The 22,669-nt window shown below is 42.9% G+C and carries 23 protein-coding genes and 1 tRNA gene; 14 read left to right on the top strand and 10 right to left on the bottom strand.

All coding sequences use genetic code 11. The annotated features are described in order from the left end of the window. Positions 1-460: 460 nt before the first annotated feature. From tkt to VXQ11_RS04045, 4 genes are all read left to right on the top strand, one after another. Positions 461-2,449, top strand: a complete 1,989-nt coding sequence (tkt, locus tag VXQ11_RS04060; protein ID WP_064102010.1) for a transketolase — start codon at positions 461-463, stop codon at positions 2,447-2,449. Between the two features lie 135 nt (positions 2,450-2,584). Beyond that, positions 2,585-2,800 (top strand): hypothetical protein, encoded by a 216-nt coding sequence (locus VXQ11_RS04055; protein WP_064095957.1) that lies wholly within the window; start codon positions 2,585-2,587, stop codon positions 2,798-2,800. Between the two features lie 176 nt (positions 2,801-2,976). Next, on the top strand, positions 2,977-3,432 hold the full coding sequence (locus tag VXQ11_RS04050) for a GNAT family N-acetyltransferase (protein ID WP_191730627.1): 456 nt from the start codon (positions 2,977-2,979) through the stop codon (positions 3,430-3,432). 129 nt (positions 3,433-3,561) lie between these two features. Then, a complete protein-coding gene (locus VXQ11_RS04045; RefSeq protein ID WP_064095959.1) occupies positions 3,562-4,152 on the top strand; it encodes a YceI family protein in 591 nt (196 codons plus the stop codon). A 59-nt stretch (positions 4,153-4,211) separates the two neighbouring features. Here VXQ11_RS04045 and VXQ11_RS04040 read toward each other — a convergent pair whose 3' ends face one another. Then, a complete protein-coding gene (locus tag VXQ11_RS04040; protein WP_416705486.1) occupies positions 4,212-4,844 on the bottom strand; it encodes a LysE family transporter in 633 nt (210 codons plus the stop codon). 47 nt (positions 4,845-4,891) lie between these two features. Further along, positions 4,892-5,611, bottom strand: a complete 720-nt coding sequence (locus VXQ11_RS04035; protein WP_064095960.1) for a glutamine amidotransferase — start codon at positions 5,609-5,611, stop codon at positions 4,892-4,894. A 240-nt stretch (positions 5,612-5,851) separates the two neighbouring features. Here VXQ11_RS04035 and yfcF point away from each other — a divergent pair, with 240 nt between their 5' ends. Together yfcF and VXQ11_RS04025 are read left to right on the top strand one after the other, a co-directional pair. Continuing rightward, complete coding sequence (gene yfcF, locus VXQ11_RS04030) at positions 5,852-6,493, top strand: glutathione transferase (RefSeq protein ID WP_416705485.1); 642 nt, start codon at positions 5,852-5,854, stop codon at positions 6,491-6,493. Between the two features lie 131 nt (positions 6,494-6,624). Next, positions 6,625-7,566: a cation diffusion facilitator family transporter gene (locus VXQ11_RS04025; RefSeq protein WP_064095962.1), complete on the top strand. Its 942-nt coding sequence runs from the start codon at positions 6,625-6,627 to the stop codon at positions 7,564-7,566. A 31-nt stretch (positions 7,567-7,597) separates the two neighbouring features. On the opposite strand, the gene VXQ11_RS04020 is transcribed toward VXQ11_RS04025, so the two are convergent. From VXQ11_RS04020 to cysS, 4 genes are all read right to left on the bottom strand, one after another. Beyond that, positions 7,598-8,575 (bottom strand): fatty acid desaturase family protein, encoded by a 978-nt coding sequence (locus tag VXQ11_RS04020; RefSeq protein ID WP_416681051.1) that lies wholly within the window; start codon positions 8,573-8,575, stop codon positions 7,598-7,600. A 93-nt stretch (positions 8,576-8,668) separates the two neighbouring features. Further along, entirely contained in the window at positions 8,669-9,457 is a 789-nt protein-coding gene (locus tag VXQ11_RS04015; protein ID WP_416681052.1) for a hypothetical protein, read from the bottom strand. Between the two features lie 190 nt (positions 9,458-9,647). Then, positions 9,648-9,723 (bottom strand) — tRNA-Gly (locus VXQ11_RS04010). A 62-nt stretch (positions 9,724-9,785) separates the two neighbouring features. Then, positions 9,786-11,207 carry a cysteine--tRNA ligase gene (gene cysS, locus VXQ11_RS04005; protein ID WP_416705484.1) on the bottom strand — a complete coding sequence of 474 codons (1,422 nt, stop codon included), beginning with the start codon at positions 11,205-11,207 and terminating at the stop codon, positions 9,786-9,788. Positions 11,208-11,639: 432 nt separating this feature from the next. On the opposite strand from cysS, the gene VXQ11_RS04000 reads away from it, so the two are divergent. The 8 genes from VXQ11_RS04000 to VXQ11_RS03965 all read left to right on the top strand — a co-directional run bounded on the left by VXQ11_RS04000 (position 11,640) and on the right by VXQ11_RS03965 (position 17,612). Then, a complete protein-coding gene (locus VXQ11_RS04000) occupies positions 11,640-12,683 on the top strand; it encodes a KpsF/GutQ family sugar-phosphate isomerase (protein WP_225215729.1) in 1,044 nt (347 codons plus the stop codon). Between the two features lie 3 nt (positions 12,684-12,686). Then, positions 12,687-13,226, top strand: a complete 540-nt coding sequence (locus VXQ11_RS03995; protein ID WP_416705483.1) for a KdsC family phosphatase — start codon at positions 12,687-12,689, stop codon at positions 13,224-13,226. 33 nt (positions 13,227-13,259) lie between these two features. Beyond that, on the top strand, positions 13,260-13,808 hold the full coding sequence (gene lptC, locus VXQ11_RS03990; protein ID WP_064102018.1) for an LPS export ABC transporter periplasmic protein LptC: 549 nt from the start codon (positions 13,260-13,262) through the stop codon (positions 13,806-13,808). Further along, the gene (gene lptA / locus VXQ11_RS03985) at positions 13,792-14,358 is read left to right on the top strand and encodes a lipopolysaccharide transport periplasmic protein LptA (RefSeq protein ID WP_064095968.1); all 567 of its coding nucleotides are present in this window, start codon (positions 13,792-13,794) and stop codon (positions 14,356-14,358) included. The genes lptC and lptA overlap by 17 nt, the downstream gene beginning before the upstream one ends. Further along, complete coding sequence (lptB, locus tag VXQ11_RS03980) at positions 14,358-15,101, top strand: LPS export ABC transporter ATP-binding protein (RefSeq protein ID WP_064095969.1); 744 nt, start codon at positions 14,358-14,360, stop codon at positions 15,099-15,101. Before lptA ends, lptB begins: the two co-directional genes overlap by 1 nt. Before the next feature lie 268 nt (positions 15,102-15,369). Beyond that, on the top strand, positions 15,370-15,969 hold the full coding sequence (locus tag VXQ11_RS03975) for an IMPACT family protein (protein WP_064095970.1): 600 nt from the start codon (positions 15,370-15,372) through the stop codon (positions 15,967-15,969). Further along, positions 15,962-16,579, top strand: coding sequence for an acyltransferase (locus tag VXQ11_RS03970; protein WP_064095971.1), 618 nt, complete (start codon positions 15,962-15,964; stop codon positions 16,577-16,579). Before VXQ11_RS03975 ends, VXQ11_RS03970 begins: the two co-directional genes overlap by 8 nt. 190 nt (positions 16,580-16,769) lie before the next feature. Next, the gene (locus tag VXQ11_RS03965) at positions 16,770-17,612 is read left to right on the top strand and encodes a universal stress protein (RefSeq protein WP_064095972.1); all 843 of its coding nucleotides are present in this window, start codon (positions 16,770-16,772) and stop codon (positions 17,610-17,612) included. Between the two features lie 168 nt (positions 17,613-17,780). Here the strand turns inward: VXQ11_RS03965 and VXQ11_RS03960 are convergent, their stop codons facing one another. The 4 genes from VXQ11_RS03960 to mutS form a co-directional block, all read right to left on the bottom strand. Further along, positions 17,781-18,446, bottom strand: a complete 666-nt coding sequence (locus tag VXQ11_RS03960; RefSeq protein WP_064095973.1) for an O-methyltransferase — start codon at positions 18,444-18,446, stop codon at positions 17,781-17,783. Between the two features lie 132 nt (positions 18,447-18,578). Continuing rightward, entirely contained in the window at positions 18,579-19,289 is a 711-nt protein-coding gene (locus VXQ11_RS03955; protein WP_064095974.1) for a D-Ala-D-Ala carboxypeptidase family metallohydrolase, read from the bottom strand. A gap of 134 nt (positions 19,290-19,423) precedes the next feature. Continuing rightward, the gene (gene fdxA / locus VXQ11_RS03950) at positions 19,424-19,747 is read right to left on the bottom strand and encodes a ferredoxin FdxA (RefSeq protein WP_000144889.1); all 324 of its coding nucleotides are present in this window, start codon (positions 19,745-19,747) and stop codon (positions 19,424-19,426) included. Positions 19,748-19,951: 204 nt separating this feature from the next. Next, complete coding sequence (mutS, locus tag VXQ11_RS03945; protein WP_416705482.1) at positions 19,952-22,585, bottom strand: DNA mismatch repair protein MutS; 2,634 nt, start codon at positions 22,583-22,585, stop codon at positions 19,952-19,954. Positions 22,586-22,669 lie beyond the last annotated feature (84 nt).

The following is a 22,669-nucleotide window of genomic DNA, read 5'->3' as shown; positions in this document are numbered from 1 at the left end:
TGGTCTGATTCGTCTTAAAAATTACTATTATGCCTTTGCTTTAACAGACTTTTTTGTTTTTTTGTCGTGTGCAGAGAAATATTTTATAATTAAAAATAAGAAAAATTACATTATATAAGGCTCAATCGAATCTATTAATTTTCTTTAGAGAGACTGATTTAAAAAGTATGAAATAGAGGCAAAACTAACATAAATTCAATCCTGTTTGCCAGCTTAAAATTTAACGTCAGAAAATGAAGTCAATGTCGAGATGCAGGAAAATTCAACCTGTAAATCAGTCAAGCCAATCAAAGTTGAAGAAGAAATGTGGAATAATTGTACGATAAGGCAAGAGACACTCAATAAACTGATAAATATTGTTGGTTAGTCTTTACCCCTCGCTGTTTTTTTAAGACAATAGGCAGCAGTTTTGAAAGTCTTTTCATCATTTCCTATTTCTGAATATTTTGGACTCTGATTTATGACAACCCCGCTTAATGAACGTCGTATTGCAAACGCAATTCGTGTATTGGCAATGGATGCTGTGCAAAAAGCAAACTCAGGACATCCAGGTGCTCCAATGGGGATGGCAGATATCGCTGATGTGGTTTGGCGTGAATTCATGAACCATAACCCGACCAACCCGAATTGGGCAAACCGTGACCGTTTTGTATTATCAAATGGCCATGGCTCTATGCTTCAATATGCGCTTCTTCATTTAACGGGCTACGATCTTTCAATTGAAGATCTAAAAGCATTCCGTCAACTTCATTCTAAAACACCTGGTCACCCGGAATTGGGTTATGCGCCAGGGATTGAAACGACAACTGGTCCTTTAGGTCAAGGTATCGCGAATGCCGTGGGTTTTGCACTGGCTGAAAAAACTTTAGCTGCACAATTTAACAAAGATGACATTCAGGTTGTAGATCACTTCACTTACTGCTTCCTGGGCGATGGCTGTTTAATGGAAGGTGTTTCTCACGAAGCATGTTCTTTGGCGGGTACATTGGGTCTAGGCAAGCTGATTGCTTACTACGATGACAATGGCATCTCGATTGATGGCGAAGTGGAAGGCTGGTTCTCTGACGATACAGAACAACGCTTCCTGGCATACGGCTGGCAAGTCATTAGAGTTGATGGTCACGATGCTGATGCTTTACGTGCTGCAACTTTAGCAGCAAAAGCTGAAACTGCCCGACCAACGATCATTATCTGTAAAACAGTAATTGGTCTGGGTTCACCAAATAAACAAGGTAAAGAAGACAGTCACGGTGCACCACTCGGTCATGACGAAATCGTCCTGACTCGTGAAGCTTTGGGCTGGACTGATGAAGCATTTGTGATTCCTGAAGATGTGTATGCAGCTTGGGATGCGAAAGCTAAAGGTGCAGAAGCAGAAGCAGCCTGGAACGAAACATTTGCTGCCTATGCTGCAAAATATCCAGCAGAAGCTGCTGAGCTTAAACGTCGTTTATCGGGTGAATTGCCGGCTGACTTCGCGGCAAAAGCGGATGCCTACATTGCAGAAGTGAATGCCAAAGCTGAAACAATTGCGACGCGTAAAGCTAGCCAAAATGCATTGCAAGCACTTGTTCCATTATTGCCAGAAGTTCTAGGTGGTTCTGCTGATCTTGCAGGTTCTAACCTGACCCTTTGGAAAGGTGCGCAAGGCGTGCAGGATAATCCTGCGGGTAACTATGTACACTACGGTGTACGTGAATTCGGTATGACTGCAATTGCCAACGGCGTGGCGCTACATGGCGGTTTTATCCCTTATGTCGCTACATTCCTGATGTTTATGGAGTATGCACGTAATGCAGTACGTATGTCTGCATTAATGAAACAGCGCGTGATTCATGTTTATACGCATGACTCAATTGGTCTGGGTGAAGATGGTCCAACGCATCAACCTGTTGAGCAGATCGCATCGCTTCGTACTACGCCAAACCTGAATACATGGCGTCCATGTGACACGGTTGAAGCAGCAATTTCCTGGAAATCTGCACTCATGCGTGCTGATGGTCCGACAGCATTAATCTTCTCTCGTCAGAACTTGCCATTCCAGACCCGTACTCAAGCACAAATCGAGAACGTGGCAAAAGGTGGTTATGTACTGGCTGAAGAAAAAGGCGAATTAAAAGCAATTATTATTGCAACTGGTTCAGAAGTATCTCTGGCAATGGACGCTTATGCACAGCTTGAAGGCGTGCGTGTGGTATCTATGCCATGTGCCGAAGAATTCATGAAGCAAGATGCAGCTTATCGTGAAGCGGTTCTTCCATCAAACATTCGTGCACGTGTTGCGGTTGAAGCTGCACATGTAGATTACTGGTGGAAATTTGTGGGTCTTGATGGTCGCGTCATCGGTATGACCACTTATGGCGAATCTGCACCTGCAAAAGATCTGTTCCAGTTCTTCGGTATTACTACTGAAGCAGTGGTAGCAGCTGTAAAAGAGATTACTGCATAATCAACTGATTAGGTGGTTTTTTTAAAAGGCGCTCCAGTTTTGGGGCGTCTTTTGTTTTTTTGCTTTTTAGCGTTGTTTTCATGTGGCAACCGTTAGAAAGTCCTCCCGTAGTCGAAATGAAAGAGTGAGATGAACATGAGCTTGTATGAACAAATTAACGATGAAATTACTTTAATGGATGCAGGCGAACTCAAGTGGATCGGACAGGAATTACCTCTTGATGCGATGGTTGCAGTTGATTTAATGCTGCAAGAATTAGCCGAAGAAAAGGTCATTAAAGTGCGTCGTAAAAATCATGAAAAGACGACTGGCCTAAAACAGGTTGATCGTATTCTGGTTGAAAAACTTTAAACATAAAGCGTGAAAAGTCCCTGATTGGGGCTTTTTTTTATACCGGATGATTTTCATCTGATGGGTTGCTTATGAACACGAGATGAGATAAAGCTAGGTTTAGGCCGCTATAATAATTCAGCGACCACTATCGAAACGACTTAAATGAAAGAAATAAGCCAAAGAAGCAGTTAAACATGAATATACAGCCCCAGATCCAGATCAAAGCTCTAGAGCAAATATCACAGCCGGAATGGCTATTTTTATGGCAAGACTATCAACGCTTTTATCAGGCGCAAATTTCGGATGAGGTGAGTGAAAATACCTGGGATAAATTAACCAATTATGAATTAGATTCAATGTACGGTTTTGCTGCAATGATGGATGGAAAGGTTGTGGGAATTGTACATGTCATTGAGCATAACAGTAGCTGGACAGTAAGACCATATGCCTATTTGCAGGATTTATTTGTCCATCCAGATTATCGTGGCCGGGGCGTGGCGCGCAAGTTGCTTGAGCATATCTATCAGGTAGCGCAGCAGCGTAATTGCGACCGGGTGTACTGGCTAACTCAGGAATCAAACCATCAGGCACAAGCGTTATATAACAAAGTCGCCAAGAAAACCGGATTCATCCAATACCGTATGGATTGACCATCAAAAGTTAAAAAAATAACTTACAAATTTATCGTTTCATAGCTGCAACAAAACGTTTTATCTTTAGGGCTGCAAACGTTGCCAGTTTCTATACACTTGATGACATCCAAAACGAGAGATAAAAACATGAATTTCAAAACATTAGCATTAGGCTTGGCGGTTGCGTCCGTGGCAACTGTTTCTATGGCTAAACCAGTGGCTTATACCATTGATCCAACCCATACAGCCACCGTATTTAGCTGGGATCATTTTGGTTTTTCTACACCATCAGGTAACTTCTCAAATATTCAGGGTACCATTAATGTTGATGAGCAAAAACCTGCGAACTCTTCTGTGAATGTGACAATTCCACTGTCGAGTATCAATACCAACGTGAAAGCTTTGGATGAGCATTTAGTGGCGGCAGACTGGTTTGATGCAGCGAAATACCCAAACATCACTTTTAAAAGTACCAAAGTTGAAACTCAGGACAAAAAGAAATTTAAAATTACTGGTGATTTGACCATTAAAGGCGTTACTAAGCCGGTTGTATTGGATGCCGTCTTGAACAAGAAAGGCCCACATCCAATGACCAAAGCAGAAACAGTCGGTTTTAATGCCACTACATCATTCAACCGTTCTGCATTTGGTATCGCAAACTATGTACCTAATGTAGGTGATAAAATTACCGTACAGATTACCACTGAAGCAAGTGTGCCAACAGCCAAAGCGAAATAAGCACGACTTGATTAAAAAAGCACCTATATTCAGGTGCTTTTTTAATTGAATCAACAAGTTTAATTCCGGTTAAAAATAAGTAAACAGCCAAAACTGATAAAAATTCCACCGGTGATCCCATCAATCCATTTGGCAAATTTTTGATAATAGGTATTCATCTTGCGCATTGAAAAAATAACAGCAACAACTGCAAACCAGAGCAGGCTTTCTACAAATACCAAGAGTAACAAGGAAGATTGCTCTGATAAGCTTGCATTGGGACTGATGGCCAAAGAAAAGACACTGCTAAAGTAAATCAGGGCTTTAGGGTTGGCCATATTTGTCAAAAAGCCCTGAAGCAATAATTTAAAATATGATGCGTGTGCTACTGGGACAGACTCATGTTTTGGTTCAATTAAGGATAGTGGTTTTTTTAAACTCGACTTTAACATCAGGTAGCCTAAATAAAGTAGATATATGCCACCCAAGATCATTAACACCTGCTGCAACCAGGCCACTTTCTGAAACAGGAAATGTAAACCACTGAGCGCACAGATTGACCAGAGCAGAATACTCAACGAAATCCCGAGAGCTGCAAAGAGCGCATGTTTTCTGGACTGCCGTATCGCACTTTGTGTCACAAAGAAAAAGTCTGGTCCCGGGCTGATCAGGGCGAAAAAATGAATAACAGCGATACCGAATAATGCGCTCATAAAATTTTTAATATCAAGAATTGGAGTCAAGTTTAAAATGCGCTGAATCAAGATGCCATATTTAATTGAGCCAGATATTGTTCCAAGACAGTTTTTGAAGTCATTTCCAGCAAAGGTGCAAATTGAAGATTGGCTGCGCGAAGTGTAGGTATAGCAATATTAGCCTGTCGTAATTCACCAGTATGGCCAATCAGCCATTTTTCCAGACTGTCACTGGCTATTTCGGGATGAAATTGCAGGGCCAGAATATGATTACCCACACGGAAAGCCTGATGCGGATAAAGTTTAGAGCTGGCCAGTAATTCAGCCTGTGCAGGTAAATCAAAAGTATCACCGTGCCAATGCAGGACTTGAATATCTTCCAGAGCTTGCAGCGGATTATTTTCAACAGAAGCAAGGTTGAGTTTAGACCAGCCGATTTCTTTGGTATGCCCGGAATAGACTTTGCCACCCAACGCAGCAGCAATTAATTGAGCCCCTAAACAGATACCTAAAGTCGGTAGATTTCTCTCTAAACGAACTTTAAGTAAGTTTATTTCCTCTTGTAGGAACGGGTAGTCTTGAGTTTCATAGACTCCAATAGGGCCTCCAAGAATGACTACTAAGCCAGGATGCTCAAAAGCTTTGTTAAGAACATCAATGCCGGCTTCAAAATAGCGGACGCGTAAGCCGAGCTGATAAAAAACATCTTCCCAAGCGCCTAAGTCTTCAAAAGCCAGATGTTGAATGGCATATACAGTATCGGGGAGGTGGGCTAAGTTCAGCATAGTTTTTTGATATCAAGAGAATGATTTAATTTAACGTGAATCAAAAGCAAAATAAAAGGCTTTATCTACCGATCCTGTGCAAAATAGAAAATAATGGGTATCGGTGCACTATCAGCAAGTAAGTAAAAATTTTCGTGTGATCGCTACATCAAGCATTTCATTTTTTCTTTTGTATAAGAAAGGGAGTAGAGTAAGGCTGCCGTACTGAATAAAAACAATAAGGTCATCAGGAACAAGGATATGCAAAATATACGTTTATATGTCGATAAAAATAGAATCAGCCCTTATGCTATGTCGGTCTATGTTGCCTTAAAAGAAAAGGGTTTAGATTTTCAGGAAATCGTGATTGATTTAGATCAGCAGCAACAGAAATCTGCGGCTTATCAAGCCATTTGTCCAAGTGCTAAAGTTCCGTGTTTAAAGCTAGATCATTTTAGTCTGTTTGAATCATGGGCAATCACTGAATACTTGGAGGATGTCTTTTCAGCACCTAATTATCCAGCTTTATATCCTAAGGAAATTCAAGCCAGAGCCAAATGTCGCGCCCTACAAGCCTTGGTCAAAACCGATTTTATGCAAATCCGTCAGCAGATGCCTTCTGATTCGGTATTTCATCCAGCAAAAATATCTACACCTCTTACAGCTCCGATAACTGAAGAAATTCAGCGCTTGGTGAATGTGGCAGAACATATGCTGAAGGACATATGGTTGACTGAACACTGGTCAATTGCAGACTTCGATTTGGCCTTTATGTTGCATCGTTTGTTGAGCCATCAGGTGAATCTTCCTGTGAAAATAATAGGATATGTCGAGCGTAATTTTAAGCGTGCTTCGGTACAGGCGTGGCTGGCAGAACATGAAAAAGCCAAAACTTTAATTTAATGCCGACTGATAAAACAGTTCATAAAAAACCTACTTAAATAGATAAAATTCAAGCGTAATATGAATCAGAACAAGACTTGAATGATGCTGAGGATGCATGTCCTCGTTGAATAAGAAGGAAGGAGTAGCCGGTGGGGAATTCACATCATCATGAGCATAGTCATGTCAACGTGACTGCAGACAATGCCAGAAAATTATCGATAGCGCTGGGATTAACCACGACTTTTTTAATTGTGGAAGTAATTGCCGGTTTTCTGACCCAAAGTCTGGCTTTGCTCTCTGATGCTGCACATATGTTTACCGATGCTGCCGCACTGGCTATTGCACTGGTGGCTATCAAGATCGGACAAAAACCGGCAGACAATAAACGGACTTTTGGTTATCAACGTTTTGAAATTCTGGCTGCCCTGTTTAACGCCTTGATGTTGTTTGTGGTTGCGATTTATATCTTGTTTGAAGCTTATCAGCGTTTGAGTCATCCACCAGAAATCCAGAGCCTTGGCATGATGATTGTTGCTGTTTTGGGGCTGATCATTAACCTGATTTCCATGAAAATTCTGGTGTCCAGCAGTCAGGAAAGTCTCAATGTCAAAGGTGCATATCTGGAAGTGCTGAGTGATGCACTGGGATCTGTAGGCGTGATTATTGGAGCGTTAGTGATTTATTTCACCGGCTGGATGTGGATTGATACACTCATTGCAGTATTAATCGGATTTTGGGTATTGCCAAGAACCTGGGTTTTGCTGAAACAGAGCATCAATATTCTGCTTGAAGGTGTGCCGGAGGAAATTGATATTGAAAAATTACGTCACGATCTTTTGGCGCTTGACGGGGTCGAGGATATTCATCAGCTCAAGGTCTGGGCGATTACTTCCAAAAAAGTCATGCTGACTGTGCATCTGGTTGCACCGAATGTGGATTATCAGAAACTGCGTCATCAGGCCTTTGAGATGCTCCACCATGAGCATCATATTACCGAGATGACCTTGCAGATTGAAGCGGAAGATTGTCCGCCGGAACATCGGGGACAATCCTCACATCAGCACTCACATGCCGAAAGCCATCAGCATTGAAATTGAATAGTCTTAACAGCAGAAATATTTTTTATTTTTTTAAAAGTGAGCGAATCACATCCAGATAACTTGGCGGAGCATCGACATACTCACGCTCCCTTAACATCTGGTGCATTCTCGCCAGCTTTTGATGCGGAACAGAGGCCATTAAATGATGTTCAATATGATAGTTCACATGAATCGGGGCAACCAAAGCACGTGCCAACCAGCCTGCACGAGTAGTTCGGGTATTGCTAAGGGCAGAATGACTGGTTTCTAATCCGGCATGTTCAGCCATGGCGCGGATGCGGATGAACAAAGGAAATGGAGTGATATAGGCGAGAGGCCATAATAAATACAGTTTAGGATGGCCACTGACCCACAGTGCAGAAAAAATTGCTGCATTTGAGATGAGCATACCGGAACTATTCTTAAACAGATTCTTTGCTAACTCTAAATTGCTGCGATCACCACGCGGAATTGGCTTGGGGTCATTGGAAACACTCCATTCCAGTAATTCAAGATCCATTAATACTCGACCTGTAAGGAACTTAAGTCCAGATTGCCCATTCAGGTCACGAAAGAATTTCCTGAATAGTGAGCTTTGAGTAATGGGGAAATTTTTTACCAACCCCAAGTCAGGATCATCTGGCTGCGAGGTTTTAGCATGATGTTTCAGATGATAAGGACGATACTTGCTGACATCATTCCAGATCGGGCGTGCACAGAGCCAGTCGGTCAAATGAGTGTTCAACCATTTGGTTTTGAACAGGCTATGATGTGAGGCATCATGCATCAAAATAGCCATCGCAAGCTGGCGTCCCGCAAGAATGGCCAATGCCAGCGCGCACATCAGGACTTTCCCCCACGTAGGTAAATATTCCCAGCTATAGGCGACCGTGCCAAAGGTCATGACAATTACGGTCCATGTCGAACCTACTGCCCAGACACCGTGCAAGTCTGAGGTCGTGGTGAGTTCTTTAATTTCATCACGACTAAAAAGTTCTGTGACACTGACCTTGCTGTTCATTCTTCTGCCTATATTTAGTTCTTATTACTATATTCAATATATTTGGATGAAATATTACAGTCAATTTATTTTTGTGTATAAAAAAGAAATAATTTAGAGCCCTTGGTCTTTAAAATAGTGTTGCCATAAAAGTTGTCCCTGTTTTTCTATTTTGCGGACTGCGAGCTCAAATTGTTGTCGAGCCTCGGTATCTATCCATTCTGCAGGAAGCAAAGGGTCAGCACGTAAACTAAATAGGGCAGACTTACCTAGATAAAAGGCACTTTTTGCAGCCTCTGCTAAAGTCAGATTTTGGTAATTCTCAAACCAGGCGTTGATATCATGCTGTACTACATGATAGGTCTGATGTAGCGCTTCGATATCCCATAAATCACGAACTTCAGTTTCACTTTCCAGCTGACTGACTTGGAAAAAACGTGCATCAGCATCTAATCCAAACCGGATTACAGCTGTTTTTAATGTGCTTAGACTCAGTGTTAAATTATCTGGACGAATAAAAACATTTTGTTCCAATTCCTGAAAACCATAATAATGCAGCGCTTTTTCCCTTCTAGATAATGACGTACGATCTACGCGCCCTAAAGTACCCGTATAGACCAGTACATATTTTCCATTCCATGTGGTCACAGTTTGTATATAGGGTTGTTTGTTTAAACTGATAAAAGAAGTATCGAACTTTTTTTCTAGCAACTGATACACACCGCGCTCTACAGATTGAATGACATTTTCCTGATTTAATCGGGCCACAGCGACGCGTATGCCATTCTCAGATATGCCTAATAATTCAGCAGCCGTTAATATCCGCCTAATAGAGAGGGCTGAGTCTTTCGAAGCGTAGAGAAGGTCTAAAACAAGATGACGTGCATTCAGTTTATAAGTCATGAAACGATATCGTAATTAAAAGAATTGAAAGTTTTGAAGTTTATTTACAATAGCACTTTGTTGTGAATTACCCAAAAAATGTCGGGGTGAAAGTAGCTAAGACGTGATTTTTAGAGATACTTTTTATCAATCAAAATTTTTAGAATTTAATAAAAAAACCCTTATCTTTCGATAAGGGTTTTTCGTATTCTGGAGCGGGAAAGGAGACTCGAACTCCCGACCCCAACCTTGGCAAGGTTATGCTCTACCAACTGAGCTATTCCCGCAATGAGGTGAATTATAGAGAATTCCACAGCAGTGTCAACTCTCTATAAATCTGTTTGATTAATTAATCAGCACGTCGCCAGACAGTACCTTGACGGGTATCCTCAAGAACAACACCTTGATCAAGTAAAGATTGACGAATCTCATCCGCACGGGCGAATTCTTTGGCTTTCTTGGCATCCTGACGCTGTTGAATCAAATCTTCAATTTGTTCAGGTGATAGTCCCAATGCTTCCTGACCAATGTCAGATTTGAGGAACTCATCTACATCTTGCTGTACCAGACCGAGAATATTGGTCAGGTGACGTAAAGTTGCATAATAAATCGCTGCTTGTTCCGCATTTTCTTCTTTTACAGCACGATTCAGTTCTTTATTGATTTCGAACAATACCGCAATCGCTTCAGGCGTATTGAAATCATCACGCATAGCGGCATTAAAACATTCAACAAAAGCCTCATCCAGAGTTTCAACCAGATGATCACCATAAACCGCTTGATAGGTTTTAAACGAGTGATAGAAACGAGATAAGGTATTTTTTGCTTCTTTTAAGGCAACATCCGAGTAATTCACCGGGCTACGATAATGGGAAGAAACAATGAAATAACGTACCACTTCCGGATGGAATTTTTCAATCACGTCGCGAATGGTGAAGAAATTGCCTAAAGACTTCGACATTTTCTCGCCATCGACATTAATAAATCCGGCATGCATCCAGTAATTGACATACTGTTCGCCAGTAGAAGCTTCAGATTGTGCAATTTCATTTTCATGGTGCGGGAAGGTCAGATCAGCACCGCCGCCATGAATATCGAAATGATTACCCAGGCAGCAGGTCGACATTGCTGAACATTCGATGTGCCAGCCCGGACGGCCATTACCCCAAGGGGAAGCCCATGACGGTTCATTTTCCTTGGCATGTTTCCACAGTACAAAGTCAAATGGATGTTTCTTTTCGACTTCAACATCGACACGTTCAGACGCACCCGCTTGCATATCTTCCAGTTTACGGCCAGAAAGACGACCATATTTGGCAAACTTCTCGACCTCAAAGTAGACATCACCATTATTGGATGGATAAGCCGTACCATTGTCGACCAGGTTGCTGATCATATCCTGCATCTGATTGATGTAATCTGTTGCTTTAGGTGCTACATCAGGTGCAAGGCAACCCAGTTTGGCAAAATCTTCATTCATCGCATCAATAAAGCGACTGGTCAAATCCGAGATACTTTCACCATTTTCATTGGCACGTTTAATAATCTTGTCATCAATGTCGGTGATGTTGCGCACATATTTGACCTTCCAGCCTTGGCTGCGCAAGAAACGGATAATGTAGTCAAATGCAACCACTGTACGTGCGTGTCCTATATGACAATAATCATAGACCGTCATTCCACAGACATACAGGTCAATCTGACCTTCAACACGAGGTACGAATTCTACTTTTTTGCGTTGCTCTGAGTTATATAGAACAAATGGTTGCATAGCTGTTCAAAGGACTTCAAATAAAAGGATGATTCATCTTAACCTAAGCATAATTATTCATAAAGATAAAAGCGTAAAAAGCCTCAGTTATTTAGCCTAGTTAGGTAGTAACAATGATTGAGAAAGAAAAGATTTCTGGACTGAAATGACAATAATGAATTGGTCTTTTCAGGGGCAGTGTTTGCGAGGGGAATTAAGGAGTATTGGAATGAGGATGTTCTTTTATGAATATAATTCATTAAGACAAGCGTGAGGATATTCTGATAAAAAATAAAAACAAGCACAGTCTACAGTTTCAAAAATGGAGCAAATGTAGAGGTGGAGATACCTGGCTTCGCAAGTCAAATACAATCGAAATATATTAAAAATACGTCGAATCTTATACATTTAGAAATCTTGCAATTGCATAGCTATGCTAAAATTGCGAAAATTATGCCCATCAAACCAGAGTTTTTCTCTGTCCTTAGCGTAGGTAAACAGGCTTTGAATCCACAAAAAACAGCGAATCAGCTAGATTTCCAAAAAGTCGCACTTGAAACACTGCGCATCGAAGAAAATGCGTTACAGATTTTAGCAACACAGATTGATGACCGTTTTAGCCGCGCATGTGAGATTATTCTGCAGTGTACCGGCCGTCTGGTGATTACCGGAATGGGCAAGTCGGGTCATATTGGCCGTAAAATGGCGGCGACCTTTGCTTCGACCGGAACGCCATCGTTCTTTATGCATCCTGGTGAAGCAGGTCATGGTGACTTAGGGATGCTGGTGTCAGGTGACGTGCTGATTGCAATTTCAAACTCGGGCAAGAGTGATGAGATCATGATGCTGATGCCCCTGATCAAGCATCTGCAAATTCCCCTGATTACCATCAGTGGTGATGACCAAGGTCCCATGCCACAAAATGCTGATGTAGCTTTGACGCTCGGTAATATCCAGGAAGCGTGTCCACTCGGTCTGGCGCCAACTTCAAGTACTACCGCCACACTGGCTTTGGGTGATGCTCTGGCAGTAGCTTTGCTGGATGCTCGCGGCTTTACTTCAGATGATTTTGCACGTTCACATCCTGCGGGTGCGTTGGGTAAGCGCCTGTTGTTGCATGTAAAACATCTGATGCGTACTGGAGCCGATTTGCCGAAAGTCTCGCCAGATACGCCGATGAACCAGGTTTTATACGAGATTTCAAATAAACGTCTAGGTTTGACCACAATTGTCGATCAAAATGACCTCCTGCTCGGTATTTTTACAGACGGGGACTTACGCCGCTTAATCGATAAACAGCAAGGCTTTGATGTCAATCTGGCAGTGCAAGACGTAATGATCAAGAATCCGTTGACTATTTCTCAGGAAGAACGTGCAGTGATCGCGCTGGAGCGTATGAATGAGCATAAAATTAATCAATTTGTAGTTGTTGATGATGCCAATAAAGTCATTGGCGTGATCAGTATGCATGACCTGATTCAGGCTGGGGTAAATTAATAGATGGCATCTTATGTATTGTTAGAGCAGGCACGTCATATCGCAGCAATGGTGCTTGATGTCGATGGTATTTTAAGTGACGGTTTTGTTACCTTGACTAATTCGGGTGACGAGATTAAATCCTTTGATATTCGTGATGGTCTGGGCATGAAACTGGTTCAGCAGGCGGGAATCAAGGTGATTATTATCACCGGTCGTCAAAGTCATATTGTTGAAAAGCGTATGTCAGATCTGGGTGTTGATCTGGTCTATCAGGGCCGTGAAGATAAAGGCACAGCTCTTCGTGAAGCATGTGCACAGCTTAACATTGATCCTGAAGATTGCCTGTACATGGGTGATGATTGGCCTGATCTGTCTGCTTTTGCCATTGCGGGCATGAAAGTGACAGTGCCTAATGGTCATGTCGAAGTTCGCCGTCGGGCCGATCTGGTCACTCAAGCCTACGGTGGTCGCGGTGCGGTTCGTGAAATCTGCGACATGCTGTTAATGTCCAAAGGCATGTACCAAGAGTTACTTGAAAAATATATTCGTGCACCTTATTAATAAGTCCTATCTTTTGGATTAAGTACACCGCTTATGGATACTAAAGTTTTATACATTACGGCTGTGATTATTGCCGCAATAAGTGGTGGTTATTACTATTACAGCGGCAAAGGTAACAAGCTGCAGGCAGACTCTGCACGCAGCATGACCTATTCCGCTCAAAATATTAACTTAACCCAGACAGATGAATCAGGCCAGGTGTCGGTTCGTGCCCAAGTGGATCGACTTGAGCAGAATCTGCAGCTAGAAACCTCAAAGCTGGAAAATCTGCGAGCATCGACTTATGACAATGGTAAAATCGATGCCACTTTCTTTGCCAAAATGGCGCATGGTTATGATGACAATACAAAAGTTGTACTCTCTCAAGAAGTGCTCGCCACCAAAATCATGCAAAATGGGAAAATGCAGTTCCGTACTGAAGAACTGACCGCTTTTCCGAAAACACGCGAAATTGAAACAGACAAGACAGTGATTGTGGAATCTCCACAGGCTGAATTTGTCAGCCAGGGTCTTAAAGCCAATCTTAATGATGGTCAATACGAATTCTTTAATATTCGAGGAAAGTATGAACCAAACTCCTAAAGCCAAAATGATGCACACTTTCCTAAAGCGTATAACGCTAGCGACTGTGGTTGGACTCGGTTCAATCACTGCTTTTGCGCTGCCATCTGACCGTAATCAGCCAATTACCTTGCTGGCTGACCGCGCGACTTTTAATGAGCGGACGGGTGTGACGACTTATTCTGGTAATGTCATCATTGAACAGGGCACCATGAAGCTGCAAGCCAATTCGATTGTGGCTAATCTGAACAGTAAACGCCAGATCAGCCTCATTACGGCGACAGGCAGTCCGGCACAGTTTCAGCAAAAAGTAGATCCGGACAAAGGTCTGGCGAAAGGTCAGGCACAAAAAATTGTCTATAATGCCGAAACAGGCATTATTACCTTGTCCGGTAATGCTTTCCTGCAACAGGATGGTGCCAGTATTCGCGGTACAACTTTAAAGTACAGCATGAATAAAGGCGATATCGAAGCCACAGGAACTCCAAACAAGACTGGTTCTTCTTCAGGCCGTGTACAAATCGTGATTCCACCGTCTACTTCAAAATCCTTCCCGGGAGCGCGTGATTAATGGAGCAATCGCAGCAGGTTCAGACCTTAACCATTAAGCATCTGGCGAAAAATTATAATAAGCGCTGGGTCGTCAAAGATGTATCGTTCAGTATGCAAAGTGGCCAGATTGTGGGACTGCTGGGCCCAAACGGGGCTGGTAAAACCACCAGTTTTTATATGGTTGTTGGGCTGGTACGGATGGATAAGGGCGAAATTTATCTGGATGATCTGGATCTTTCCGACCTGGCCATGCATGAGCGGGCACGTAAAGGGATTGGCTATTTGCCGCAGGAAGCTTCAATCTTCCGGAAGCTGACGATTTCAGAAAATATTATGGCGATTCTGGAAACCCGTAAAGAGCTGACCAAGGCTCAACGTCAGCAACGTCTGGCAGAGCTACTGGCGGACTTTAAAATTACCCATATTAAAGATTCCTTGGGAATGAGTGTATCCGGTGGTGAGCGACGTCGTGCTGAAATTGCACGTGCCTTGGCCGCTGATCCTAAATTTATGCTACTCGATGAGCCTTTTGCCGGTGTTGACCCAATTTCGGTTGGAGATATTAAAGATATTATTACCAACTTGAAAGATCGGGGTATTGGTGTGCTGATTACCGATCACAATGTCCGTGAAACACTGGCGATTTGTGAACATGCTTATATTGTCAGTGAAGGTGCAGTGATTGCTGAAGGTACACCGGAAGAAATTCTGGCGAATGAGACCGTGAGAAAAGTTTATCTGGGTGATGATTTCACTGTTTAAATGTCTCTTACTTTATAAAAAACCTGCATCAGATTTCAATTGTCAGATGCAGGTTTTTTAATTAGCGGAAAAGAACCATTGCATTCAATGTCCTTGCCGAAGAAGAAAAATGAGTAAAAAACAGGCAATAATGCAGGTTTCCCGGATCTGATGACATTTAAAGTCTTTCAAAACAATAAAGTAAAATCAAGCCTCTCCTTGGAGAGGCTTTTTATTTGTCTGTACAAAGCGGGTATACTGTAACAGTAAGAGTTTAAAGCCTGAAGTTATGCCATTTACCATTGCCAGCCTAGTCAGTTTTGAGGAAGATATCAAAAAAAGCCGCTTTCAGGCCTTTGCTACCCCTGTTGAAAATGAGCAGGAGGTGAAAGATTTTCTGGAGGCTTGTCGTGATCCAAGCACCACACATCAATGCTGGGCCTGGAAAATTGGTCATCAGGTACGCTTTAATGATGATGGTGAACCTTCAGGTACTGCAGGACGTCCGATACTGGCGACTATTGAGGGTAATGAACTGACCAATGTGCTGGTACTGGTCAATCGCTGGTATGGCGGAATCAAGCTGGGAACAGGAGGCTTGGTGCGAGCCTATGGGGGTTGCGCTGGACAATGCTTGCTATTAGCAGAAAAAATTGAACTGATTGAAAAGAAAAAGGTGCAATTTTCCTGTCAATTTAATGAGTGGGCCATATTCCAGTATGAATTGAATCAGCAGCAAATCGATTATCAGGAAGAATATACAGCCGAAGGTGTGCAGGTCAGCGCCTTATTTCAATTACATCAAATTCAACCCTTTGCCCTGAAAGTTCAGGATGTGACGCGTGGCCGGGAACAGTTAAAAATTATTGAAGAAGCGACAGATGACTGACGTAGATCCATTACTGAAATATCGTGAACAGCATAAACATCGTCTGAACTATATGCCTTGGCTGTACTGGTCCTTAAAGCCAAAAAATCGCGGTTGGGCAGAAGCATGGCAAAAGGAATATCAGGCTTATCTGATGGAGATGGAAACCATCGAGATTGGTGAAAACTGTTTTATTTCACCACTGGCACATATCTTTGCCGAGCCGGGGCGCAAAATCATCATCGGTGATAATACCTTTATTGCCGCAGATTGCACCTTGCATGGTCCACTGGACATTGGGAATGAAGTGGCGATTAATCATCACTGTATTCTGGATGGCGGTCGGGTAGGGATTAAACTGCATGATCAGGTACGTATCGCTGCTTATTGTCATCTTTATGCCTTTGATCACGGGATGGATCCCGAGCAGCCAATTTATCAGCAACCGGTGCGCTCACAAGGCATCGAGATCGGCCGGGATGTGTGGCTAGGTGCACACGTGGGTATCAAGGACGGAATTAAAATCGCAGATCAGGCTGTGGTGGGAATGAACAGTATGGTGACCAAGGATGTTGAAGCGCGTGCAATTGTCGCCGGAAATCCGGCTAGATTGATTCGTTATCGTGAATAAGTTTTTTGAAGTCAACGGTTTGAAATAAAAGTTGGAACGAGTAGAAAAATAGGTTTAGCGATCTATATTTATTCACATAAAAGTTAACATATTTCAATTCAAGCCTTACAGATTTTGCTGCACATTTTTGAATGCTTATGCTAAGTTAAAAATAACTAAGAAATTTTTATCATAACTAGAGAGGCTAAACATGAAACGTGTCATTGCCTGCATTGACTCATCCCCATGTATAAACGCGCTGGCAGACGCAGCTGCATGGATTGCCAAACAGACTGGCCGTGAACTGGTCTTGTTACAGGTTCTGGATTATTACCCTGCCAGTTATCATTTAGGGGAAATCAGTGGAGTGATTGGCTTTGAAAGTAACGCCATGTTACTGAAAGAGCTGGCTGAACTTGAACAAAAACAAAGTGAAATCGCGCTGGATTATAGCAATAATCTGCTGCAGCACATTTCTGAACGGATTCTGGCAGAACATGGTATTCACACCACACACATTCAGGAAAAGGGCGATTTTCTGGAACAAAGCTTCCAGATTCTGCAGCCTGATGATATTGCGGTGATAGGCTTGCTCGGCGAACGTTCAGCTGAAAAAAACAAACCAATTGGCACCAATGTCGAAAACTTTATTCGTGGGGCTAACTGTACCGTCATGACAGTCGGAGAACAGTTTAAGCCACCGACACGCTTTATTTTTGCCTATGAATATTCACCCACTTGCATCAAGATGATGAAACGGATTGCAGAAAGCGATTTGCTACGCTTATTGCAATGTCATCTGTTATATGTCGGTGATCATGCTGAAATTCTGAATGAACCTTTGCAATATTTAACTCAGGCTGGCTTAGAGGTGGTACCACAATATCGCTATGGTGATGTTGCAGAAAATATTTTGTCCTATCAGCAGGAACAGGGGATTCAACTGATTGTGCTTGGCGCATTCAGTCACAGTAAAATCCACCAGTTCTTCTTAGGAAGTATTGCAACCACAATTTTCCGTAATTCCAAAGTTCCTTTGCTGGTTGCCAAGTGAGAATTGCAAAAGATTGCCAGGTGCGGAGTCTAATCGTAAATTGTTACAGCTTGAGTTAAAAATGACCAGAGTTATCCTCATATATTGTGGATAACTCTGTGGTTAATTTTTATAAGTATATATTATTTATAAGAAATATCGTATTGGGTGATTTTTGCTCTTCTGCTTTTATTTAACAATCGCGAGTGCGAAACCATCATGTCCTTTGCTACCAACCGTCTGTAAAGCAGTACAGGACAAGATACGTGGATGATTTTGCAGGGCTTTAAACATATCGCGAATGCCTTCAATACTTGGCTTTTTATTGTCCGGATTAATGATCTCGCCAGCACGAATCACATTGTCCAGAAAAATAAGCGTACCTGAATGCGACAGGTTTAAACTGAGTTCCAGATATTCCGGATAACTCTGTTTATCTGCATCAATGAAGATAAAATCAAAAGCTTCAGTGTCTTCAGGCAGGGCTTTAAGCACGTCTGCTGCACGGCCACATTTAAGTTCAACGGTCTGTTTGAGCTGGGCACGGTCAATATTTTCCTGACCCATTGCCGCATGGGTGTCACGTCCTTCAATGGTCAGGATATAACCGTCATCCGGCAAGGCACGCGCCAGCCACATGGTGCTATATGCTGCAAATGTGCCGAGTTCCAGTACACGTTTACACTGGTTCATCTGGATCAGCATCTGCAACAACATGCCTTGATTCGGTGCTACAGCCAGATGATCAGGAAAACCGTGCGCGGCAGTGTTTTCCAGAGTTTGATTCAGAATAGGGTCTTCAGGAATTAAATGTGAATCAATATAGTGATCAATGTCTGTCCACATTTGTTGCATAGTCTTGGCACCTTGATTGTGATGCCTGCATTTTAAACTTTTCGCGGCAGAGCGCAATTTATTGTTCTGTAGGTGATGATTTTTTAAACTACACAAAACTCACGAGGGGTTTTGTGTAGCAGGTGTCATGACTTAGTAATTACACATTGAGGAATTCCGCCCCAAACTCGGCCCCCAGGTACGGTAACCTTGGGTATCGATATGGATCTGACCTGAAGCATACATGCCGAGTCCCATATTCAGACTTTGGCCATGCTGAGCCCAGAACTGACACAATTTGAACTTGGTATTTTCAATATAGGCATAGTCTTCTGCCTGCGGATATTCTGGTCCAATCCGGAAATCAATGGCAGAGTTATATAGATGACGTGAAGAATTGGCACCACCGGCACACTGGTTCAAAGGCAGATCGCGATAGACTGAAGTCACTTCAAAATCAGTCAACACATTGGCTGCAATCAGATATTTAAACACTTTTAAAGTCGGTATCTGATTGGCCCATAATTCCCGACTTGGGATCATGTATTGGGAACGGCCACACTTGGCCCAGTCACGTGCAGTACGCATCAACTCAAAACTTGGAATAATATTACCAACGCCATGACGTTCAAGAAAGACTTCATACTCACGTACGCGCGCCAGATTATCCAGAGATGAAACCCACTGGGTATAAACATAAGGAATAGTTTTAGGGTAGGCTTTACGGTCAAACTGCACACGTTCTTGGGGAATATAAATCCGTTTTCCCGCGGGCTGTGCAGGGTGTTTTGTGGCAGTAGTACAGCCCACAAAAACCAGAGGGATTATACAAAGACTCAATAATCCCTTTGCAAAATTCATCATTTATACAATCAGATATTTATAAATAGCGCTATTTTAGACTAAATGTAAGGAGAAATTTGGAGAATATTGCAATGAAATGTGTGCAAAGCGTATAAAAAAGATCAGCATATGCTGATCTTTTAAATTTAAAATAATTACTTTTCAAGATATTGCAATTTATCTGGTTTGCCATTCCATTCTTCACGGTCGGCTGGTTGCTCACCAATTTGTGTAATGTTTGGCCACTTTTGCGACAGTTCAGCATTTAGTTCAATAAAGACTTCCTGACCTTCAGGTAATTCATCTTCAGAGAAAATTGCATTTGCCGGACATTCAGGTTCGCATAACGCACAGTCGATACATTCGTCCGGGTTAATTACGAGGAAGTTAGGACCTTCATAGAAACAGTCTACAGGGCAAACTTCTACACAGTCTTGATATTTACATTTAATACAATTTTCAGTGACAACGAAGGTCATGGCGACAGCTACCTAAACAATATGGTTCTAATTACGAATACTGTATTTTAGGCAAAAACAGGGGGAACTAACAATTCCTTTTATTGATATTTGTTATATATAGGGCTGTTAAATTTGAAAAAAGGGAGAATACCGATGAATTGTGTCTCTCATCGGTATTCTTAGCACATTCACCCCATGCCAGATGAGGTCTAGGGTCAAGAATTAACTTGGCTGTTTGAGCAGATCTTTGAGTGCATATAACTGCTGCAAAGCTTCACGCGGACTCAAGCTATCCACATCAATATCTTCAAGCAAGTCCAGTGCAGGCGACTCTTTCTCAATTTCGATGATTCGTTCTACAGGCTCAATGATGTCGGGCATCGCAAACAGGTCATGCTGTGGACTCCGAGGTTTGACCTGATGCTGCTTTTCCAGAATCTTCAAGCGGTTTTGTGCTTCTTTAATCACTGCAGCTGGAATACCTGCCAGTTTGGCGACCTGCAAGCCATGACTCTGGCTGGCTGGTCCAGGCTGTACCTTATGCAGCAGAATCAGGTTACCATTCAACTCTTTGGCGGTGACATGGTAGTTATCAATTCCCGGTTCCTTGCCCAGTTCGGTCAGTTCGAAATAATGCGTTGCGAACAGACATAGACATTGAATGCGTTTGGTCAGATCCAGCACACAGGCCCAGGCCAGTGACAAACCATCATAGGTACTGGTTCCACGACCAACCTCATCCATCAGTACCAAAGACTGACTGGTAGCATGATGCAGGATTTGCGAAGTTTCGGTCATTTCCACCATAAAGGTGGATTTGCCTGTCGATAAATCATCGGCAGAACCAATCCGGGTGAAGACACGGTCAACCGGACCTAAAGTTGCAGCTTGCGCTGGAACATAGGCACCACAATAAGCCAGTAGTACGATTAATGCAGTTTGGCGCATAAATGTGGATTTACCCCCCATATTGGGACCGGTAATGATGGCCATCCGATGGGCAAAATCCAGTCGGGTATCGTTTGGGGTAAAGGCTGTTTTACTCAGGGACTCTACCACCGGATGTCGTCCGGCAGTGATACTTACACCAACTTCAGGACTGAATTTTGGACGCGACCAGTTGCGTAAACGTGCCTGATGGGCAAAATTCGCAATCAGATCAATCTGAGCAATGGCGCTGCTCATCATCTGTAGATTGCCAATATCCTGTCGTAACTCATCCAGCAGCATTTCAAACAGCATTTTTTCACGGGCCAAAGCACGTGATTCACTGGATAAGACTTTATCTTCAAAGGCTTTCAGTTCAGGCGTGATATAACGTTCTGCATTTTTCAGGGTTTGCCGGCGGATATAATGCTCGGGTGCTTGTGCAGCCTGCGCGCGGGTTAACTCAATATAATAGCCACTAACGCGGTTATAGCCGATTTTTAGGGTGGGAATGCCGCTCTGTTCACGTTCCTTGATTTCCAGATCAATCAGGAACTGACTGGCATGATCGCGAATCTGTCGCAATTCATCCAGTTCACTGTCAAAACCTTCTGCAATCACATTCCCGTCACGCAGCAGGACGGGTGGATTTTCAACAATAGCTGACATCAGGCGTTGATGTAGACCATGGAAGTCGCCGAGTTCTTCATTGAGCTGTTCTAATAGCCCAGATTGCTGCTGACTGACAATCGGCTGCAGGGCATGGCGTAAAAATGGAATTTGCGCACAGGCTTGACGCAGTTGTACCAGATCACGTGGACGGGCACTGCCAAGTGCAATACGGCTCAGCACACGTTCAATATCGCTAATCTCTTTAAGGACCAAACGTACAGGCACTTCGTGGAAACCTTGAAGTAAGGCTTGAATGGCATCCAGGCGCTCATCCAGCAGTGCGGTATCGCGTAAAGGTTGCATCAGGGTGCGACTAAGCAGGCGTCCACCCATGGCAGTCTGGCAATCATTGATCAGTTGGAATAGCGAAGTACCATGTTCAAATAAAGGTTCAATCAGCTCCAGATTGCGGCGTGTCACTGGATCCAGCGCAATAAAATCTGAACTCTGTTCTAGCTGAATCGTGCGGATATGCGGTAATGCCGTTTTCTGGGTTTCTTTGGCATAATGTATTAAAGCTGCAGCGGCTGCTTTGGCCAAAGGTAAATGATCAATCCCGAAACCTGAAAGCGTGCTGACGGCAAACTGGTCGCATAAGGTTTTTTGCGCATTGTTCAGGTTGAAGTCGACATCGGGACGTTTGGTGACCGAGATATCCAGTTGTTGTTTGAGTTGTTCGGTCAATGTCGGATCAGCGATATTTTCATCCAGCAGAATTTCGCTTGGCATCAAACGCGCCAGTTCAATCATGAGCTGATTAATATCATAATCTTGCTGCTGGACTTTAAATAAGCCAGCGCTGAGATCGAGAAGTGCAATACCAATCTGATTCTGCTGAATACATAAAGCCACCAGATTCGAGCTCTGATGTGCACTGAGCATGGCATCATCAGTCAGAGTGCCAGGCGTAATAATCCGAACTACACCACGCTCAACCGGTCCTTTCCCAGTAACCTCGCCGATCTGCTCGCAGATCACCACGGTTTCGCCTTTTTTGACCAGACGTGCCAGATAGCCCTCGGCTGCATGATAAGGCACACCCGCCATAGGAATCGGCTGACCATTGGCTTTACCGCGATGGGTCAGGGTGATGCCTAAAATCTTGGCTGCCTTGTGTGCATCTTCAAAGAACAGTTCATAAAAATCACCCATACGATAGAACATCAATGAGTGCGGATGCTGCATTTTTACTGACATGTATTGCTGCATCATGGGCGTTAAGGTAGAAAGATCAGCCATAATTTCTGAACTGGTCATTAAAAATAAATCCTTTCAACAAGAGATAAATGCAAATACTGTGCAATAGGCTATGCAGGAAAATTTAAAGCAGATTTTCAGTCA

Source organism: Acinetobacter sp. 197, assembly GCF_048148385.1.
GTDB lineage: Bacteria > Pseudomonadota > Gammaproteobacteria > Pseudomonadales > Moraxellaceae > Acinetobacter > Acinetobacter pecorum.
This window is presented reverse-complemented; position numbering and strand designations above follow the sequence as displayed.

What these genes read in the sequence shown, in the direction of transcription:
- VXQ11_RS03995 (WP_416705483.1), top strand. Translation starts at nt 12,687, where the DNA reads ATGGCATCTTATGTATTGTTAGAGCAGGCACGTCATATCGCAGCAATG.
- yfcF (WP_416705485.1), top strand. Translation starts at nt 5,852, where the DNA reads ATGCAAAATATACGTTTATATGTCGATAAAAATAGAATCAGCCCTTAT.
- lptB (WP_064095969.1), top strand. Translation starts at nt 14,358, where the DNA reads ATGGAGCAATCGCAGCAGGTTCAGACCTTAACCATTAAGCATCTGGCG.
- VXQ11_RS03975 (WP_064095970.1), top strand. Translation starts at nt 15,370, where the DNA reads ATGCCATTTACCATTGCCAGCCTAGTCAGTTTTGAGGAAGATATCAAA.
- VXQ11_RS04000 (WP_225215729.1), top strand. Translation starts at nt 11,640, where the DNA reads ATGCCCATCAAACCAGAGTTTTTCTCTGTCCTTAGCGTAGGTAAACAG.
- VXQ11_RS04015 (WP_416681052.1), bottom strand. Translation starts at nt 9,457, where the DNA reads ATGACTTATAAACTGAATGCACGTCATCTTGTTTTAGACCTTCTCTAC.
- tkt (WP_064102010.1), top strand. Translation starts at nt 461, where the DNA reads ATGACAACCCCGCTTAATGAACGTCGTATTGCAAACGCAATTCGTGTA.
- VXQ11_RS04035 (WP_064095960.1), bottom strand. Translation starts at nt 5,611, where the DNA reads ATGCTGAACTTAGCCCACCTCCCCGATACTGTATATGCCATTCAACAT.
- VXQ11_RS04055 (WP_064095957.1), top strand. Translation starts at nt 2,585, where the DNA reads ATGAGCTTGTATGAACAAATTAACGATGAAATTACTTTAATGGATGCA.
- cysS (WP_416705484.1), bottom strand. Translation starts at nt 11,207, where the DNA reads ATGCAACCATTTGTTCTATATAACTCAGAGCAACGCAAAAAAGTAGAA.
- VXQ11_RS03960 (WP_064095973.1), bottom strand. Translation starts at nt 18,446, where the DNA reads ATGCAACAAATGTGGACAGACATTGATCACTATATTGATTCACATTTA.
- VXQ11_RS04040 (WP_416705486.1), bottom strand. Translation starts at nt 4,844, where the DNA reads ATGAGCGCATTATTCGGTATCGCTGTTATTCATTTTTTCGCCCTGATC.
- VXQ11_RS04045 (WP_064095959.1), top strand. Translation starts at nt 3,562, where the DNA reads ATGAATTTCAAAACATTAGCATTAGGCTTGGCGGTTGCGTCCGTGGCA.
- VXQ11_RS03965 (WP_064095972.1), top strand. Translation starts at nt 16,770, where the DNA reads ATGAAACGTGTCATTGCCTGCATTGACTCATCCCCATGTATAAACGCG.
- VXQ11_RS04050 (WP_191730627.1), top strand. Translation starts at nt 2,977, where the DNA reads ATGAATATACAGCCCCAGATCCAGATCAAAGCTCTAGAGCAAATATCA.
- lptA (WP_064095968.1), top strand. Translation starts at nt 13,792, where the DNA reads ATGAACCAAACTCCTAAAGCCAAAATGATGCACACTTTCCTAAAGCGT.
- VXQ11_RS03970 (WP_064095971.1), top strand. Translation starts at nt 15,962, where the DNA reads ATGACTGACGTAGATCCATTACTGAAATATCGTGAACAGCATAAACAT.
- fdxA (WP_000144889.1), bottom strand. Translation starts at nt 19,747, where the DNA reads ATGACCTTCGTTGTCACTGAAAATTGTATTAAATGTAAATATCAAGAC.
- VXQ11_RS04020 (WP_416681051.1), bottom strand. Translation starts at nt 8,575, where the DNA reads ATGAACAGCAAGGTCAGTGTCACAGAACTTTTTAGTCGTGATGAAATT.
- VXQ11_RS03955 (WP_064095974.1), bottom strand. Translation starts at nt 19,289, where the DNA reads ATGATGAATTTTGCAAAGGGATTATTGAGTCTTTGTATAATCCCTCTG.
- mutS (WP_416705482.1), bottom strand. Translation starts at nt 22,585, where the DNA reads ATGACCAGTTCAGAAATTATGGCTGATCTTTCTACCTTAACGCCCATG.
- lptC (WP_064102018.1), top strand. Translation starts at nt 13,260, where the DNA reads ATGGATACTAAAGTTTTATACATTACGGCTGTGATTATTGCCGCAATA.